Origin of the sequence: Citricoccus alkalitolerans, from assembly GCF_039528175.1 — a bacterium.
Taxonomy (GTDB): Bacteria; Actinomycetota; Actinomycetes; order Actinomycetales; family Micrococcaceae; genus Citricoccus; species Citricoccus alkalitolerans.
Genome location: NZ_BAAALH010000002.1, coordinates 1529044 through 1545962 on the forward strand (window position 1 = coordinate 1529044; position 16919 = coordinate 1545962).

Annotated in this window: 14 protein-coding genes; 12 read left to right on the top strand and 2 right to left on the bottom strand. The window is 62.4% G+C overall.

The genetic code is table 11. The annotated features are described in order from the left end of the window. Positions 1 to 136 precede the first annotated feature (136 nt). The 7 genes from ABD134_RS12880 (at position 137) to ABD134_RS12910 (ending at position 8223) form a co-directional block, all read left to right on the top strand. The gene (locus tag ABD134_RS12880) at positions 137 to 1627 is read left to right on the top strand and encodes an aldehyde dehydrogenase family protein (RefSeq protein ID WP_344230033.1); all 1491 of its coding nucleotides are present in this window, start codon (positions 137 to 139) and stop codon (positions 1625 to 1627) included. A 70-nt stretch (positions 1628 to 1697) separates the two neighbouring features. Next, on the top strand, positions 1698 to 3128 hold the full coding sequence (locus ABD134_RS12885) for a purine-cytosine permease family protein (protein WP_344230035.1): 1431 nt from the start codon (positions 1698 to 1700) through the stop codon (positions 3126 to 3128). Positions 3129 to 3201: 73 nt separating this feature from the next. Beyond that, on the top strand, positions 3202 to 3975 hold the full coding sequence (locus ABD134_RS12890; RefSeq protein ID WP_344230037.1) for an SDR family NAD(P)-dependent oxidoreductase: 774 nt from the start codon (positions 3202 to 3204) through the stop codon (positions 3973 to 3975). A 270-nt stretch (positions 3976 to 4245) separates the two neighbouring features. Then, positions 4246 to 5646, top strand: coding sequence for an MFS transporter (locus ABD134_RS12895; RefSeq protein ID WP_344230038.1), 1401 nt, complete (start codon positions 4246 to 4248; stop codon positions 5644 to 5646). 106 nt (positions 5647 to 5752) lie between these two features. Beyond that, on the top strand, positions 5753 to 6688 hold the full coding sequence (locus tag ABD134_RS12900; protein WP_344230040.1) for a LysR family transcriptional regulator: 936 nt from the start codon (positions 5753 to 5755) through the stop codon (positions 6686 to 6688). 80 nt (positions 6689 to 6768) lie between these two features. Continuing rightward, on the top strand, positions 6769 to 7653 hold the full coding sequence (locus tag ABD134_RS12905) for an SGNH/GDSL hydrolase family protein (protein WP_344230042.1): 885 nt from the start codon (positions 6769 to 6771) through the stop codon (positions 7651 to 7653). 57 nt (positions 7654 to 7710) lie between these two features. Next, on the top strand, positions 7711 to 8223 hold the full coding sequence (locus tag ABD134_RS12910; protein WP_344230044.1) for a hypothetical protein: 513 nt from the start codon (positions 7711 to 7713) through the stop codon (positions 8221 to 8223). A gap of 21 nt (positions 8224 to 8244) precedes the next feature. Here ABD134_RS12910 and ABD134_RS12915 read toward each other — a convergent pair whose 3' ends face one another. Both ABD134_RS12915 and ABD134_RS12920 read right to left on the bottom strand, forming a co-directional pair. Continuing rightward, positions 8245 to 9297 carry an NAD-dependent epimerase/dehydratase family protein gene (locus ABD134_RS12915; RefSeq protein WP_344230046.1) on the bottom strand — a complete coding sequence of 351 codons (1053 nt, stop codon included), beginning with the start codon at positions 9295 to 9297 and terminating at the stop codon, positions 8245 to 8247. Then, complete coding sequence (locus tag ABD134_RS12920) at positions 9297 to 10490, bottom strand: zinc-dependent alcohol dehydrogenase (RefSeq protein ID WP_344230048.1); 1194 nt, start codon at positions 10488 to 10490, stop codon at positions 9297 to 9299. The genes ABD134_RS12915 and ABD134_RS12920 overlap by 1 nt, the downstream gene beginning before the upstream one ends. 94 nt (positions 10491 to 10584) lie before the next feature. Here ABD134_RS12920 and glmS point away from each other — a divergent pair, with 94 nt between their 5' ends. The 5 genes from glmS to ABD134_RS12945 all read left to right on the top strand — a co-directional run bounded on the left by glmS (position 10585) and on the right by ABD134_RS12945 (position 16914). Beyond that, a complete protein-coding gene (gene glmS / locus ABD134_RS12925) occupies positions 10585 to 12456 on the top strand; it encodes a glutamine--fructose-6-phosphate transaminase (isomerizing) (protein WP_344230050.1) in 1872 nt (623 codons plus the stop codon). 316 nt (positions 12457 to 12772) lie between these two features. Further along, on the top strand, positions 12773 to 14494 hold the full coding sequence (locus ABD134_RS12930; protein WP_344230052.1) for a polysaccharide biosynthesis protein: 1722 nt from the start codon (positions 12773 to 12775) through the stop codon (positions 14492 to 14494). A gap of 10 nt (positions 14495 to 14504) precedes the next feature. Beyond that, positions 14505 to 15620, top strand: coding sequence for a DegT/DnrJ/EryC1/StrS family aminotransferase (locus ABD134_RS12935; protein WP_344230054.1), 1116 nt, complete (start codon positions 14505 to 14507; stop codon positions 15618 to 15620). Positions 15621 to 15646: 26 nt separating this feature from the next. Further along, positions 15647 to 16273 carry a sugar transferase gene (locus ABD134_RS12940; protein ID WP_344230056.1) on the top strand — a complete coding sequence of 209 codons (627 nt, stop codon included), beginning with the start codon at positions 15647 to 15649 and terminating at the stop codon, positions 16271 to 16273. Further along, positions 16270 to 16914: an acetyltransferase gene (locus ABD134_RS12945; protein ID WP_344230057.1), complete on the top strand. Its 645-nt coding sequence runs from the start codon at positions 16270 to 16272 to the stop codon at positions 16912 to 16914. Before ABD134_RS12940 ends, ABD134_RS12945 begins: the two co-directional genes overlap by 4 nt. Positions 16915 to 16919: the final 5 nt, after the last annotated feature.

Here is a 16919-nt window from a genome sequence, read left to right on the forward strand (position 1 = left end):
ATGGGTTCGTGCCTTCGCGACATCCCGTGAAGTGGAGCGGGTCGACGTCGAGACCGCCCCGAGGCCAAGAAGCACACGTGCGGAACCCCGCCTGGAACTCGGATCGGGCGCGAATTGAGCTAAGGAAGAGGTAGATATGACTCGCACCTATGAAGAGTGGAAAGCCGCCGCCGCAGGACTCGCATTCGACGGGCGGCCGGTGATCGGCGGAGTCCGGATGGACTCCCGCTCCGGTCGCACGGTGGAGAAGGTGAATCCGGCCACCGGACAGGTCATCTCGCAGGTCCATGAGGGCAACGCGGAGGACGTCGACGCAGCGGTCTCCGCCGCTCGCCGCGCCTTCGACGCCGGGGAGTGGTCCCGGGCTGGTGTGTCCTTCCGCAGGGAACGCCTGCTGGAGTTGGCGAATCTGATGGAAGCACACGCCGACGAGTTGGCCCTGTATGACACCTTGGACATGGGCAAGCCGATCCGTGAGTCGTCCAGTATTGACGCCCCGGGTTCGGCGGCCCTCTTCCGCTTCTACGCCGAGGCCATCGAGAAGCATGAGGACCTGATCCCGGTGACGGCCCCGGGCTCGACCGCCATGGTGACGCGGGAGCCGCTGGGCGTCATCGGCGTCATCGTCCCGTGGAACTACCCGCTGGAGATTCTGACGTGGAAGGTCGCCCCCGCCATCGCGGCGGGTAACGCCGTCGTCGTGAAGCCGCCCATGGAGGCGCCCCACTCGGCCTTGTTCCTGGCAGAGCTCGCCATGAAGGCCGGGATCCCCGCCGGCGTCCTCAATGTCATCACGGGCCGTGGCTCGGTGGTCGGTGAGGCCATGGGGCGGCATGGCGACATCGACATGCTGGCGTTCACCGGATCCACCGGGGTGGCCAAGCAACTACAGGTCTACGCCGGCGAATCGAATATGAAGCGGCTCGCGCTGGAAGCGGGCGGCAAGAGCTCGAACGTGGTTTTCGCCGACTGTGACGACCTCGAGCTGGCGGCCGAGAAAGCCGCCTTCGGTAGCTTCTACAACCAGGGTGAAGTCTGCTCCGCGAACTCGCGCGTCCTGGTTGAGCGTTCGGTGTACGAGAAGTTCCTCGGGTACTTTCACGAGGCCTCGCGGAACTTCACTCCTGGGGATCCGCTGGATCCGGAGAGCGGTACGGGTTCCCTGGTCTCCGCGGCCCATGCCGACGGCGTCTGGGCCGCCATCGAGGGCGCGCGGGCGCAGGGCACGGTCGTCGCCGGCGGCGTGCGCTCAGAGATTAACGGGTCTCGTGCCTTCATCGAGCCGACCATCGTCACCGATGTTCCGGCCGACCATGAGCTGCACACCCGTGAGATCTTCGGACCCGTCGCCGTGGTGGCACCTTTCGACACTGAGGAGGAGGCGGTGCGCCGAGCGAACGAGACGCCCTTCGGACTGGCAGCGTCCCTCTGGACGGGAAGCCTCGCGCGAGCACACCGAGTGTCCCAGCTTCTGACAGCCGGCACCGTCTCGGTCAACACCGTGGACGCGCTGGGATTCACCACCCCGTTCGGTGGCTTCAAGCAGTCCGGTTTCGGCCGCGATCTCTCCGTCCATGCACTGGACAACTACACCGACTTCAAGACCACCTGGATCCAGTGGGGCTGAGCGGCCAGGTCCAGAGACGGGCCAGCCATTCCATCTCCCCCAGCCGAAGACCCAATCACGAGGAGCAATCATGAGCACGAAATCTCCAGAGTTGAGATTCGTCGAGTTCATCCCACATAGCGAACGTCATGGCCGTCCGGCCAGTCAGTTCCCGTTGTGGTTCAGCGTCAACATGATGGTGCTGACCACCTTGACCGGTGGCATCGGCGTCCTTGCGGGGCTCAATATGTTCTGGAGCCTCGTTGCCATCGTCTGCGGCAACTTCCTCGGCGCCCTCTTCGTGGCAGGACACTCCGTCCAGGGCCCGAAACTCGGCATCCCCCAGATGATCCAGAGCCGCGCGCAATTCGGCTTCTACGGCGCCGCCATTCCGCTCCTTGCCGTCCTGGTCATGTACATCGGCTACTTCGCGAGCAACTCCGTCATCGCCGGCGACGCCATCCAGTCGGGCACGCCGATCGACAAGAACTGGGGCATTCTCCTGTCCGGGCTCGTCATCCTCGTGATCACTTACTACGGTCACGACGTGATCCACAAGGTGGAACGCTGGTTCGCCGTGATTCTCGGTCTTGGATTCCTGGTGCTGACCGTGGCGGTGCTGCAGTACGGCATTCCGGGCGAGAGCTGGAATCCGGGCGACTTCAACGTCAACGCCTTCCTCCTGCTCGTCGCCGCCACGGCCACCTGGCAGTTGACCTTTGCCCCGTACGTCGCGGACTACTCGCGCTACCTCCCCGTGAATACGAGTGGGCGGCAGACCTTCTTCTTCACGTACTCAGGTCTCGTGGTCAGCACCACATGGTTGATGACTCTTGGTGCGATGTTGACAACCGCGTTCCCGGATTTCGGCGACCGGCCCAGCGAGACCATCGCCGCGTTGTTCCCGGACGCTCTATCCCCGGCCGTCTACATCTTCATCGTCCTCGGCGTGATTGCGACCAATGTCTTCAACCTTTACGGCGCCTTCATGTCCCTCACCACGATTGTCGACACCTTCAAGCGGGTGAAGACCTCCCTCTCGGCACGGGCGGTCCTTTTCTTGATCGTCTTTGTGGTCGCCACCCTGGTAGCTGTCCTGGCCAGCAGCAACTTCATGAGCTTCTTCGGCAACCTGTTGATCGTGTTGGGCTACATGCTGTTCCCCTGGACGACCATCAACCTGGTGGACTTCTTCTTCATCCGCAAGGGCCGGTACGTGGTGGCAGACATCTTCGCCCCGAACGGCCGTTACGGCCGTTTCAACGCCCGAGCGTTGGCGGCGTACCTGGTGACAATCCTGGTGGAGATCCCCTTCATGAGCACCGCATTCTTCACCGGATTCATGTTCGAGGCCGTGGGGGGAATTGACTACGCCTGGATCATCGCCCTGATTCTGCCGGGCATCATCTACTTCGTCTTGATGAGAGACACCCGACGGATGGCAGACGAACTCGAGACGGACACGATCTCGCCTGACGACGAAAGCCATGACGAGCTCACGACCCCGGTGGGGGCCGTCTGAGCCCATGACCGGCATGGTCCTTCACTACGTGACTTCCCTGAAGAACGTCTAGAAATCAAGAGGAGCAGGAATAGTGCAAAAGTTTGAGAACACGATCTACATCGTCACCGGTGGTGGCTCTGGGCTGGGCCGGGCGACCTGCATTCGCCTTGCCGCCGAGGGCGCCAAGGTTGCCGTGATGGACCTCCGTCTTGAAGCCGCGGAAGCGGTGGCGGAGGAGATCAACCGCTATTCGGCGAACGGCGCGCTAGCCGTGCAGGCTGACGTCACCGACAACGAGGCAGTTCAGGCTGGCATCGAGAGCGTCGTCCAGCAGTGGGGCGCAATTCACGGTGTGGTGAACTGTGCCGGTATCGCCCTCATGGAGGGCGGCGTGGTGGACTGCACTGAAGGCGCCTGGGACAAGATGATGGCTGTGAACGTGAAGAGCATCTTCCTGACCGGCAAGCACGCCATTCCCGAGATCATCAAGGCCGGCGGCGGTTCGATCGTCAACATAGCCTCCGTCTTCGGATTCGTGGTCAACATGGATGAGTGCGCGTACGCAGCGTCCAAGGGCGCAGTCGTCAACCTCACCCGACAGATGGCGCTCCAGCATGCCAAGGACAAGGTGCGGGTCAATGCCGTGTGTCCAGCGGACGCCGATACCCCCCTGATCGAGGGACTCCTCGGCAAGCAGGGGGAGGAACTGCTCGCAGGCAAGGCGGAGTTGGCCGAGCCGATTCCCATGGGCCACCTGACGAAGCCAGAGGATGTGGCAGCGGCCATCTCGTTCCTCCTCTCACCGGACTCGACCTTCATCACGGGCATCTCCCTGCCAGTCGACGGAGGCTTCCTGATCCGTTAGCTCGGCAGGCTGTTCATTCCAGATCGACACGGTGTCGGTTCCTCGATGGGAGCCGACACCGTGGCGTTCCGGCTTGCCGGCGAGGGCGGCTTGGCTCGACCCGGCGAGGTCGTGGGTCCTTTGTGGACGCCGCAGACTCAGCACAACCATTCGAGGTTTCGGTTTAAGTGAGGCACCTCTCGAAAGATATCGATGGTAGTGACGCCACTCACAGACTTAGCCTGATTTCCAAGCTTCTGGGCACTATCCACCCGATCAAGGGAGAACACCATGTCCCGCACTTCCGAAGCCGACCGCCAGGTCGCCAAGACCGGACTCAAACGCAACGTCGTCGCCGGCGCCATCGGCGTTCTGGTCCATTGGTTCGACTGGGCGATCTATGCCTATCTGGCGACCACCATCGCCGTGATCTTCTTCCCCTCCCAGGACGGGGCGGCGGGCCTGCTGTCCGTGTTCGCGGTCTTCGCCGTCGCATTCTTCGTGAGGCCCGTCGGGTCCCTCATCTTCGGCCATCTCGGGGACCGGTACGGGCGCAAGAAGACGCTGTCGATCGTGATCGTCACCATGGCCGCCGGCACACTGCTGCTGGGTCTGATCCCTTCCTATGATTCGATCGGCATTCTCGCCCCGATCCTTCTGGTGGTGGCCCGCATCATTCAGGGCATCGCCGCGGGCGGCGAGTTCGGTTCGGCTGCGGCCTTCCTGGCCGAGTATGCACCCACCAAGCGGCGAGGGCTGGGCGTCTCGTGGCTGGAGTTCGGCTCCGTCCTCGGCTTCCTGCTGGCATCCCTGGTGGTCGCGGGTCTCCACTTCTGGCTGGACCCGGCCGAGGTTCTTGCGTGGGGCTGGCGCATTCCGTTCCTGCTGACGGTGCCGCTCGCCCTGGTGGGTCTGTACATCCGCCTCAAGATTGAGGACACCCCCGAATATCAAGCCCTGCAGGAACTGGACACTGTGTCCTCGGCTCCCATCCGGGAGGTGTTCAGCCACAACAGCAAGCAGTTCTTCCAGACCATCGGCATTGAGATCTTTATGAACTGCACGTTCTATGTGGTGCTGGTCTACCTGATCACCTACCAGGAACAAATGGTGGGGATGCCGAACGACCAGGCGGCCGTCTTGTCCGCCGTCGCCTCGTTGACGGCCATCGCGATCATCCCGTTGTCCGGCATCGTCTCCGACCGAGTGGGCCGGAAGCCCGTTCTCGTGACCGCTGGCATTCTGCTCATCCTGGGCTCCTATCCGCTCTTTATGCTGATGAACCAGGGTTCGGTGCTGGCCGGCTTCTTCTCCACCTTCGGGCTGGCCGCAATCCTGGCACTCATCCTGGGCACCCATGCTGTGACCGTTGCCGAACTCTTCCCCACGCGAACGCGTCAGAGTGGTCTATCCATGGCCTACAGCATCGCCGGCGCGTTCTTCGCCGGCACGCTGCCCTACATCAACACCTGGCTGATAGACCTCACGGGAAACAATATGGTGCCGGCTTTCACGCTGATGGTCGTCGGATTGATCGGCCTGGTCACCCTGTACACCATGCCCGAGACCCGCGGGGTGGACCTGCTGCACGATTCCGACCGGGCTCCGGCGCGTGCTCCCTCGAAGAACTCGAAGAACTCGAAGAACTCGAAGAACTCGGAGGGGGCGGAGCCGGACGTCGCCCGGGCCTAGCCTGCCCCTACGCTAGGTGCGGGACCCTGGACCCGGCCGTCGAGGCATCATCGATGGCCGGGTTGGTCCGTGCCCAGATGTCCACCGCCTGACCGAGGAGCCGGGAATGACCATCACCTTCAGGCAACTGGAACACTTCGCGGCGGTCGCTGAACTCGGCACGGTCACGGCCGCCGCCCAGCACCTGCATCTGTCCCAATCAGCGGTGTCCACGGCCGTTTCCGATCTGGAGAAGGCGCTGAAGGTCCAGTTGTTCATCCGGCAGGCGCGGGGACTGGTGCTGACCCGCGACGGCCAGTCGATCCTGGCGCATGCCCGGCAGTTGTTGAGGGACGTGGACAACCTGGAACGCAATGCCGGACGGCTGGGTCAGGAACTGACAGGGACCTTGCACATCGGCTGCTATGCCACCATCGCCCCGGTCCTCATGCCCCGCCTCGTGGCCGAATTTGCGGAATCCCACCCGGCCATCGACATCCGGTTCTCCGAGGGGTCCCGCAGCGATCTGCTACGTCAGCTCATGAAAGGTGAATGCGACGTGGCGGTGATGTATGACTACCGGTTCGGCGACCAGCTGACGGAGGTGGGCGATGTGGTGCCCTTGGGGTCAGTTCGGCCCTATGCGCTACTTCCAGCAGAACACCCCCGGGCCACGGCGGGGGAGGTCTCCTTGGCCGACCTGGCTCAGGAGCCATTCATCCTCTTCGATCTCGAACCCGCCAGCGAGTATTTCCTGTCGCTGTTCTCGGCAGCTGGACTGACCCCCACCGTCCGTTTCCGCACTGCCAGCTTCGAAGTGCTGCGGGGGCTGGTGGCTCAGGGGTTGGGCTGCTCGTTGCTCAGCCAGAGGGCAAGTCACATGGCCAGCCTTGAAGGACTCGACTATGCCGCCGTAGAACTGGATGGCAGCCCCGAGGCGCTGGATATCGTGGCGGTCATGCCGGGAAATGGAAACCATAGCCGACGGGTCCAGCTCTTCCTGCGCCAGGCCGCAGAAGTTCTGTCCACCAGCCCTAGGTACTACCCTGCGTGCGAACGGTAGCCAACGCCCCGAGCCGTCATGCCCTCTGACCCGCTCAGTGCTCGCCCTCAGGGCCTTCTCTGCAGGTAGGATCTGCCCTTGTGAGAGAAAAATTGGGCGATACGTCGAAGCTTCAGTGGGCGGCACTGGTCGTGTTGGTCGTGGCCATTGCGGCCTTGCTGGTGGTCCTTTTCACCCAGCAGAAGGACTACCGTACCGACGCTGAGGCAGCGGGCGAGAGCAATGCCTCCGCTCAGGAGTCCCCGGGGGAGGTCGTCGAGCCCTCGGTGAGCCCCTCCGCCAGCCCCACCGCCACGGAGGCGTCCGAGGAGGCCCCTGAGGATGCGGTCGACGCCGTCACCACAGCGGCTCAGTCCGTGGTCAACCGGGGTGATGACTCTGTCATCAACGTTCTCGGGGACTCTACGTCCAACACCAGTACTGAATGGGTGTACCGCTGGGCCGAGGAGCTCGGCGGGGACGCCGCGGTGACGGTCCATACCTGGAACGCCGAGGCAGGGACCTGGTACCGGGAGCCCCGCACCTACGGCGGCGGCGATCGGACGATCACCATCTGGAATGGTTCCGTTATCGAAGGGACCCCCGGCTTGCCGCTGGAGGTGGACGGCATGATCGAACGCGAGGCCGACCTGACGATCCTGAACTATGGGCACTGGGGTGACCCGGATTTCGTGAGCTCCTCGCTGGAGGAATTGCTCAACACCCTGGACGGCGGTGCTGAGGATGCTGCTCCCGTGGTCCTCACTGCCCAGAACCCGGCACGACCCACCTGGGTGGGTTACGCGGACACGAACCGGGACGCCATGCGCGCCGCCGCGGAGGAGCGTGAGCTGCCGGTGATCAACATCGAGAAGGTCTTTGAGGACTCCGGCGACTGGGAGTCCCTGCTGGCGGACGAGGTCAACCCGAACGAGGACGGCCACCAGCTCTGGGCGGAAGCCGTCAGCGGCTACTTCGCCGACTGAGTCATTCGGGCTGGCCACCCCTTGCAGAGTGGCCTCCGGACGCGTACCCATGGGGATATGGACACTTCCCACGGCACCCTGAACCGCGACGAGCTTCAGGACTACCTCAACCACCACCTGCTCGGATCCAAAAGCGGCGTCCGCCTCTTCCAGGCCGCCGCGAGCACCTGGAACGGCACCCCGTATGAGAAGGAGTTCCTAGAACTCTCCCGGCAGGTCAGCGAGGAACAGGACGAGCTCAAACGGCTCATCGACCAACTAGGCCTGCGTCAGTCTGTGGTGGAGAACGTCCTCGGTCTCGCCGCTGAGACGGCCGGTCGGCTCAATCCGGTGAACATCACCCGGTCGAAGTCCGAGGGCATGACCCAGGTGGAGATGGACATCCTCCAGAGCGCCTTGCAGGGCAAAGCTGGCATGTATGCCGTGTTGGCCAAGCTGGCGGAACGCATTCCGGACGCCGGCCTGGACGGCCAGCGGATGAAGGACCTCTACCAGCAGGCGCAAGACCAGCAGGCCAGGGTGCGCCGCGTCAGCGACGAAACGATGGACACCCGGTTCCTGACCTCCTGAGTCCTGCCCCTCTGCTGGCCTCTATTCGAGCGCAGAACTCGAGCGGTGACCGGCATTGCCGAGCCCCTCAGCACCGTCAAAGCCGTCCAGCAACGCCCGGAGGGCCTGCTGGGAACTGACGGTCTCACTCCAGCCGGTCGTCTCCCGCAGTTTCGTGGTGTCCATGACTGGGACGGTTGCGGCCATGTCCACCCAACCGGGGTCTGTCGGCTGGAGACGGGCCGCGTAGGTGGCGGCGACCAAGCCCTTGAACACCGGCACCGGCAACTCCAGGTACCGGCGGGAGCCGAGCAGTTGGCCCACCGTCTGGGCGTCCAGGACTGGCTCAGCGGACACGTTGAAGGCGCCGCCGGCCCGTTGCCGGACCACCTGCCAGTAGGCCTCCGCGATGTCCACCGCCGCGACGGCCTGGAACCGGATGCCCGCCGGGAACGGCAGCACCGGCAGTCGTCCCACGGCCAGCAGCCACGTCAACAGCCGGGCCGGGATCAGATCGCCGATGAAGTAGTCCCTGATCTCGGGTGCCGGTACCGCCCCGAAGATCAGTCCTGGCCGCAACCGGGTGACCAGGATCCCGGGGTTCTCCGACTCGAAGGCATCCAGCAGGTCCTCCACCTCGGCCTTCTGAGCGCCGTAGTGGGAGGTGGGCGTGCCGGTGGTGGGGTGGGATTCATGCACGGGGACGGTCTTGGAGCCTGGGCCATAGGCGCCGATCGAGGAGGCATAGACCAGGTGTGGCACGCCCGCTTGGGCCACCGCCTGGAAGGCCGTGCGATTGCCTTCCACGTTGACCGCGCGCAGGAAGCCGCGGTCGCGGTTGGGGCGGATCACCCATGCCAGGTCCACCACCGCGTCCGCGCCGCGCATGGCCGTCTCCAGCCGAGGGCCGGCGTCGGGATCCGTCACGTCGATCTTGAGCCATTCCACGCCGTCGAAAGGCGGACCGGGGCGGTCCGGGCCCCGGCGGGACACGCCGACGATGGAATCGACCTCACCGGAGGCCTTGGCGGCCTGGAGCCGGTGGAGCAGGGCGGTGCCCACGTTGCCGGTGGCACCGAGGACCACGATTCGCATCAGCGGTTCTCCTCTCCCTCGGGCTTGAGAACCACCTTGATGCAACCGTCCTCCTTCTTCTGGAACGTCTCATACATCTCCGGCGCGCGGTCCAGTGGAACCTGGTGGGTGGCCAGGTCCAGGGTGCCGAGCGGGTCGGAGGGGTCGTCCACCAGAGGCATCAGGTCATCGATCCAGTGCTTCACGTTGCACTGGCCCATGGTGAGCTCGATCTGCTTGTCGAACAGGGTCAGCATCGGCATGGGGTCGGCCATGCCGCCGTAGACACCGGAGAGGGAGATGGTGCCGCCGCGCCGCACGGCGTCGATGGCGGTCTGCAGGGCGTTAAGTCGGTCCGCCCCCGCGGTTTTCATGGCCAGTCGGCCGATGGCGTCCGGGAGCATACCGACGGCCTGGTGGGCGAAGCCGGCGACCGGCGACCCATGTGCTTCCATCCCGACGGCGTCCACCACAGCGTCCGGGCCTCGCCCGTCCGTGGCGAGGCGGAGGCGATCGCCCACGTGCTCGTCCTGGTCGATGGTCTCGATACCGTGGCGTTCGGCCATGCCCCGCCGCTCACTGACCGGGTCCACGCCGATCACACGGTGACCCAGGTGCTTACCGATCCGCGCCGCGAACTGACCGACCGGTCCTAGGCCTAGGACGGCCAGGGTGCCGCCCTCCGGGAGGTGGGCGTATTGCACGGCCTGCCAGGCGGTGGGCAGGATGTCCGAAAGGTAGAGCCATTGCTCGTCGTCGCCGGTGTGCGGGACCTTGATGGGCCCGTAGTCGGCGTTCGGGACGCGCAGGTACTCCGCCTGGCCGCCGGGTACTGAGCCGTAAAGCCGGGAGTAGCCGAAGAGGGCTGTACCGGAGCCCTGCTCACGGACCTGATTGGTCTCGCACTGGGACTGGAGCCCCCGCTCGCACATCCAGCAGTGTCCGCAGGAGATGGTGAAGGGGATGACCACCCGGTCACCGGGGGATAAGTTGGTGATCCCGGAACCGACCTCCTCCACGATGCCCATGGGCTCGTGGCCGATCACATCGTCCTTGTCCATGAACGGGCCGAGGACCTCGTAGAGGTGTAGGTCTGAGCCGCAGATGCCGGAGGACGTGACCCTGATGATGGCGTCATTGGGCGCCTGGATCACCGGGTCCGGAACGTTCTCGACGCTGACGTTTCGCTTGCCTTGCCAAGTGAGTGCCTTCATGATTGTCACGTTATGGGTGGCGGGGGGCGTGTGTGAACCCCTCTGGCGTGGTCGGTGCGCAGCGCATGGTCGCCGGCGGGATAACCTAGTGCTCATGTGTGGAATCGTCGGCTACATCGGCCAGCCCTCTTTGTTGGATCAGCACTCGTCCTTGGACGTGCTCATGGAAGGTCTCAAGCGCCTCGAATACCGCGGATACGATTCTGCCGGTGTTGCCGTGGTGACTGACGGTGCTGTGGAGCACCGCAAGAAGGCCGGCAAGCTGGCCAACCTCACGGCGGAACTCGAATCCCGTCCGGTCCCGGTGGCGTCCGTGGGCATCGGTCACACCCGGTGGGCCACCCACGGCGGTCCCACGGATCTCAACGCCCACCCGCATCTGGCTGATGATGATCAGCTGTCTGTCATTCACAACGGAATCATCGAGAATTTCGCCGAACTCAAGAAGGAACTGCTGGCCAACGGAGTCACGTTCCGTTCGGAGACCGATACCGAGGTAGCCGCAGCTCTGCTCGGCCACATCTACCGCCACGAGGGCGGACAGGACCTGACCACGTCCATGCGGTTGGTCAGCCAGCGCCTCGAGGGTGCGTTCACCCTTTTGGCCGTTCACGGCGACCATCCCGACCGCGTCGTTGCGTCCCGCAAGAACTCCCCGCTGGTCGTCGGTTTGGGGGAGGGAGAGAACTTCCTCGGTTCGGACGTCTCCGGCTTCATCGACTTCACCCGCCGCGCGGTGGAACTCGAGCAGGATCAGGTGGTCACCATCACCGCTGACTCCGTCGAGATCACTGACTTCTTCGGTAATCCCGCCCAGGGCAAGGAATTCACCGTCGACTGGGATGCCTCCGCAGCCGAGAAGGGTGGCTTCGCCTCCTTCATGGAGAAGGAAATCCACGATCAGCCGGCTGCCGTGGCAGACACCCTGCTGGGCCGCAGCGACGTCGACGGAAATCTCATCCTCGACGAACTCCGCATCGACGAGGACGAGCTCAAGTCCATCCGGAAGATCATCGTGCTGGCCTGTGGCACGTCCTCGTATGCAGGCATGGTCGCCAAGTACGCCATCGAACGGTGGTGCCGGATTCCCGTGGAGGTGGAACTCTCCCACGAGTTCCGGTACCGCGATCCGATCATCGACGCGAACACGCTGATCGTCTCCATCTCCCAGTCCGGCGAGACCATGGACACCCTCATGGCGGTGCGTTACGCCAAGGAGCAGGGCGCCCGCACGGTATCCATCTGCAACACCAACGGATCCACGATCCCGCGTGAATCCGACGCTGTGCTGTACACCCACGCCGGCCCGGAGATCGCGGTGGCGTCCACCAAGGCCTTCCTGGCCCAGATCACGGCTGCCTACCTGTTGGGCCTCTATTTGGCCCAGTTGACCAAGAAGCTGTACCGCGAAGAGATCAAGGACATCCTGTCCGACCTCGCGGACATCCCCGCCAAGGTCCAGCAGATCCTGGACAATGCCGACAGCATCAAGGAACTCGCCCGTTCCATGGCAGAGGCTTCGTCCGTGCTGTTCCTGGGCCGCAACGTCGGTTACCCGGTGGCCCTTGAAGGAGCCTTGAAGCTCAAGGAGCTGGCCTACATCCACGCCGAAGGGTTTGCAGCCGGCGAATTGAAGCACGGCCCGATTGCGTTGATCGATGAGGGCCAACCGGTCTTCGTGGTGGTGCCCTCGCCGATGGACCGTCACTCCTTGCACGCCAAGGTGGTCTCCAACATCCAAGAGGTCCGCGCCCGTGGCGCGAAGACCATCGTGGTGGCCGAAGCTGGCGATGACACTGTCAGGGACTATGCAGAGCAAGTCTTCTACGTCCCGGAGACCCAGCCCATGCTTATGCCGTTGTTGACCACTGTCCCCCTGCAGATCTTCGCCTGCGAGTTGGCGACCGCCAAGGGCTATGACGTGGACCAGCCGCGTAACCTGGCGAAGTCTGTAACGGTGGAGTGAGACGAAACACAATACAGTTCTGACAAGGAGTTTCTACCCGGTGTTTAGGAAGATGTAACTTCCACATCGGTGAACCCGGCATTGAATCACTTCCAGAAAGCGCCGTAGTTCGATTTCGATGTTTCAGGTTGTAGCCCGTGACGTAGTATCTATTTGTCACTCTGTCACCCACCTGAGGGGGCTGGGTAGAGCACGGCACAGCTGGAACGCCTAGGGGCGTGCCAGGACTCGCACATCTTGGAGGACCATGAACCGGCGGACTCGTACACGCGTGGCCAGAACGGCGTTCTTTGCCGTGGATGTAGCGAGTTGGATCATGATGATCCTGTTCGCCGCGTGGCTGAGATACGAGTTCGACTTCTCTCAGATGGCTGGGGGCCGACTGCTGGTCTTCGGTCTCGTCGCTGCGGCGCTGCAGACCATACTCGGACTCGTCAGCGGCATCTACCGGGGACGGCATGTCTACGGCACCTTCGATGAAGTCAAGACCCTGACATACATCGTCGTTCTGGTCGGCCTGATGACGACGGCGCTGATGCTCGTGGTCGGCAACGTGTTCGACGCCCCGCGCAGCACCGGCATCATTGCCACTCCCATGGCACTGATCGGCATGCTCGGCGTGCGTTATATGTACCGCTTGCTGATGGAGCGGCGACGTAAGCCGGGCAGGCAAGCCAACGCGACCATCGTTTACGGTGCCGGCTATCTAGGCGAAACCGTCATTCGCCGCATGCAGACGGATGCCGATTCCGAGTACCGGCCGGTCGCCCTTCTGGACGACGATCCTCAACTCTCCAATCTGGAGATTCGAGGTGTCAAGGTCATGGGAGGCTTTCACGAAATCAACGAAGTGGCCGAGAAAACCGGAGCCCAAGAACTGGTGCTGGCGATCGGCAGAGCCGATTCCACTCTCGTCCGCGAGATCTCTGACGCGGCGGGTGCCGCGGGGCTGCACGTTAGGGTGCTGCCGCTCATGGAGCAAATCATGGCCGGCCGTACCAGGCTTTCGGATCTGCGTGACATCTCCATCGAGGACCTAATCGGCCGCAATCCCGTCGACACCGAGGTCGAGTCGATTGCCGACTACATCGCGGGAAAGCGGGTCCTGGTTACGGGCGCCGGCGGGTCCATCGGGTCGGAACTGTGCCTGCAGATTTCCAAGTATGCCCCCACCGAGCTCATCATGCTGGACCGGGATGAAACCGGCCTGCAGATGGCCCAGATTGGGACGATTGGCCACGGTTTGCTCCACACCCGCGACGTGGTGCTGGCCGACATTCGTGAGCCTGACGTACTGGAACGAATTTTTCAGGACCGCAGGCCGCAAGTGGTTTATCACGCGGCCGCACTGAAGCACTTGCCGATGTTGGAGCAGTATCCAGAAGAGGCCTGGAAGACCAACGTTTTGGGTACGTTGAACGTCCTCAACGCTGCTAAAAATACAGATGTCGAGACCTTCATCAACATCAGTACGGACAAGGCTGCGAATCCGACGAGCGTACTGGGGCATTCCAAGCGCGTCGCGGAGAAACTAACCGCTTGGATGGCCCAGGAAACGGGGCGCCCGTACCTTTCCGTTCGGTTCGGCAACGTCATCGGCAGCCGCGGGTCCATGTTGCCGACCTTCCGTTCGCTCATCGATAAAGGGGGCCCGGTCACCGTCACCCACCCTGACGTGACGCGGTATTTCATGACCATTCCCGAGGCGTGCCAACTGGTGGTCCAAGCTGGTGCCATTGGAGCCCCCGCTGAGGTGCTCATCTTGGACATGGGAGAGCCGGTCAGAATCCTTGACATCGCCGAGCGCATGATCGAGATGTCCGGCAAGGACATCGAGATTACCTTTACCGGGCTCCGCGAAGGCGAGAAGATGCACGAGGAGCTGGTGGGCCTGGGCGAAGGTAACGAACGCCCCTATCACCCCAAGATCGCACACGCACACGTGCACACGCTATCGCCACAAGACATGGACAAGAACGTGTGGTTGGAACGTTGTGGCAAGAAGGACGAAGAATTTGGAGCCAAGATTGTCAACTGAGCGAATCCTGATGTCCAAACCTGACGTCGGTGAACTTGAAGAGCAGTATGTCGTGGCGGCCATCCGCTCTGGCTGGATCGCGCCGCTCGGCCCTGACGTCGACCAATTCGAAGACGAGATCAAGCGGCGAGTAGGCGTGGATCACGCGGTCGCGCTGGCTTCTGGTACTGCCGCGTTGCATATGGGACTATTGGCCCTCGGGGTCGGGTCCGGGGACATTGTCGTTACCTCAACCATGACGTTTGCAGCCACCGCAAACGCGATCGCTTATACAGGTGCCACACCCTACTTTGTCGATTCCGATCCGGTGACCGGAAACATTGACCCTGCGCTCCTCAATGAGGCATTGACGGACCTGGAGTCATGTGGGACACCCGCAACATTGGTTCTGCCAGTGGACCTGTTGGGGAAGGCCGTTGACTACACGGAGGTCGGCCGCGTTTGCGAAACCCATGGCGTTGAGATGCTCTGTGACTCCGCAGAGTCATTGGGGGCCTCACATAAGGGCCAGGCCGCTGGGAAGTTCGGTCGTGCTTCTGTCTTCTCGTTCAACGGCAACAAGATCATGACGACATCGGGCGGGGGTATGTTCGTCACTGATGACGAGGAGCTGGCATTGAGAGTGAGGTACCTGTCGACGCAGGCCCGGCAACCCGTCGTCCACTACGAGCACACAGATATCGGTTACAACTACCGTATGAGCAACATCCTGGCCGCCCTGGGACGAGCTCAGCTCAGCCGCCTTGATAGCATGATCGACTCGCGCCGCTGCTGGCGGGAGCAGTACCGGGAGTTTTTCTCCTCTGTCTCGGGGATCGAGATATTCGGCGGGGAAGGGGATAATGAGGACAACTTTTGGTTGTCCTCGATTGTCGTGAATCCTCAGGCCGCTCCGATCCCAGCGTCGCTGATCCAATCCCGCCTGAACGATTCAGGTATCGAGTCGCGACCCCTATGGAAGCCCATGCATTTACAGCCAGTGTTCAAGGACGCGCCCCGCAAGGTCAATGGCGCTTCCCAGACATTGTTTGAGACAGGACTTACACTACCCAGCGGTTCGGCGATGACCACTGATCAGTTCGATCGTGTACTCACGGCGTTGGACGAAGCCTTGGTGCAGCCTTGATCCCATATCGGACGCTCAAGCGGGGCATGGATATCGTGGGGTCTGCTGGAATTCTCTTGCTCTCATCGCCGATCATTGCCACCACGGCAGTCCTCGTGCGTAAGAATCTTGGCAGTCCGGTTCTCTTCACTCAGGATCGCCCGGGTAGGCACGGAGAGGTGTTCAAACTATACAAGTTTCGGAGCATGAAGGACATTGACTTCGAACTCGGCCTGATTAGCGACGAGGACCGATTGACGAATTTCGGTCGTCTTTTGAGGTCGACTAGCCTCGATGAGTTACCTTCCCTAATGAATGTACTTAAAGGCGACATGAGTTTCGTCGGCCCGCGGCCGCTCTTGGTTTCGTATCTTGAAAGATATTCGTCGGAGCAGGCCCGTCGGCATGAGGTTCGTCCGGGCATCACTGGCCTCGCGCAGGTCAACGGCCGAAACCTCGTGGCATGGGAGGAGCGATTCGAGATGGACGTGAAGTACATCGACAGCATGAGCATTCGTTCTGACCTCCAGATAATCTTGAAGACGTTCTTTGCAGTGTTTGTCCGGAGCGGTATTTCGGCCGAAGGCCACGCAACTATGGCGGAGTTCCGTGGAACATCGCGGCCGGTGACGCCGTCGGAGGTCATTACCGTGCGTGATGGTGCAACAGCGTGACTGGTCGGCAACTCGCCATCGTTGGCGCCGGAGGCTTCGGACGTGAGGTAGCCGACGTTGTAGAGGCAATCAATAAAGATTCCGAAGGCGGAGTCTGGAATCTCATCGGAGTCTTCGACGATGCTCCGTCGGAAGCAAACCTCCGACGACTCAGCGATCGCGGAATCAGTTACATTGGGGCGATCCCCGAAGTCTGGTCCGGTCCGGAGATACATTTCGTGGTAGGTATCGGCAGCCCAACGATCCGTATGAAGGTTGCGAATCTCCTCGAAGGCCTTGAATGGAAACCGGCAACTCTAGTCCATCCAGTCGCCCAGTGTGGTTCCAGGGTGCGGATCGAGCCTGGAACGGTCGTGTGCGCCGGGGTTCAGATTTCGACTAACGTCAGTCTGGGCCGTCATGTTCATGTGAATCCCAACGCCACCATCGGACATGATTCGGAACTGCAGGACTTCGTCTCTGTCAATCCGGCCGCCACTGTTTCCGGTGAGGTACTGATCGCTGCAGAATCGTTGATAGGAGCGTCTGCCACCATCCTTCAAGGACTACGAATCGGTCAGAGGAGCCTTGTTGGCGCATCCGCTTGCGTTGTTCAGAACGTCGAAGCTGACACTCGGGTCAAGGGCATTCCGGCACGATAGTCACT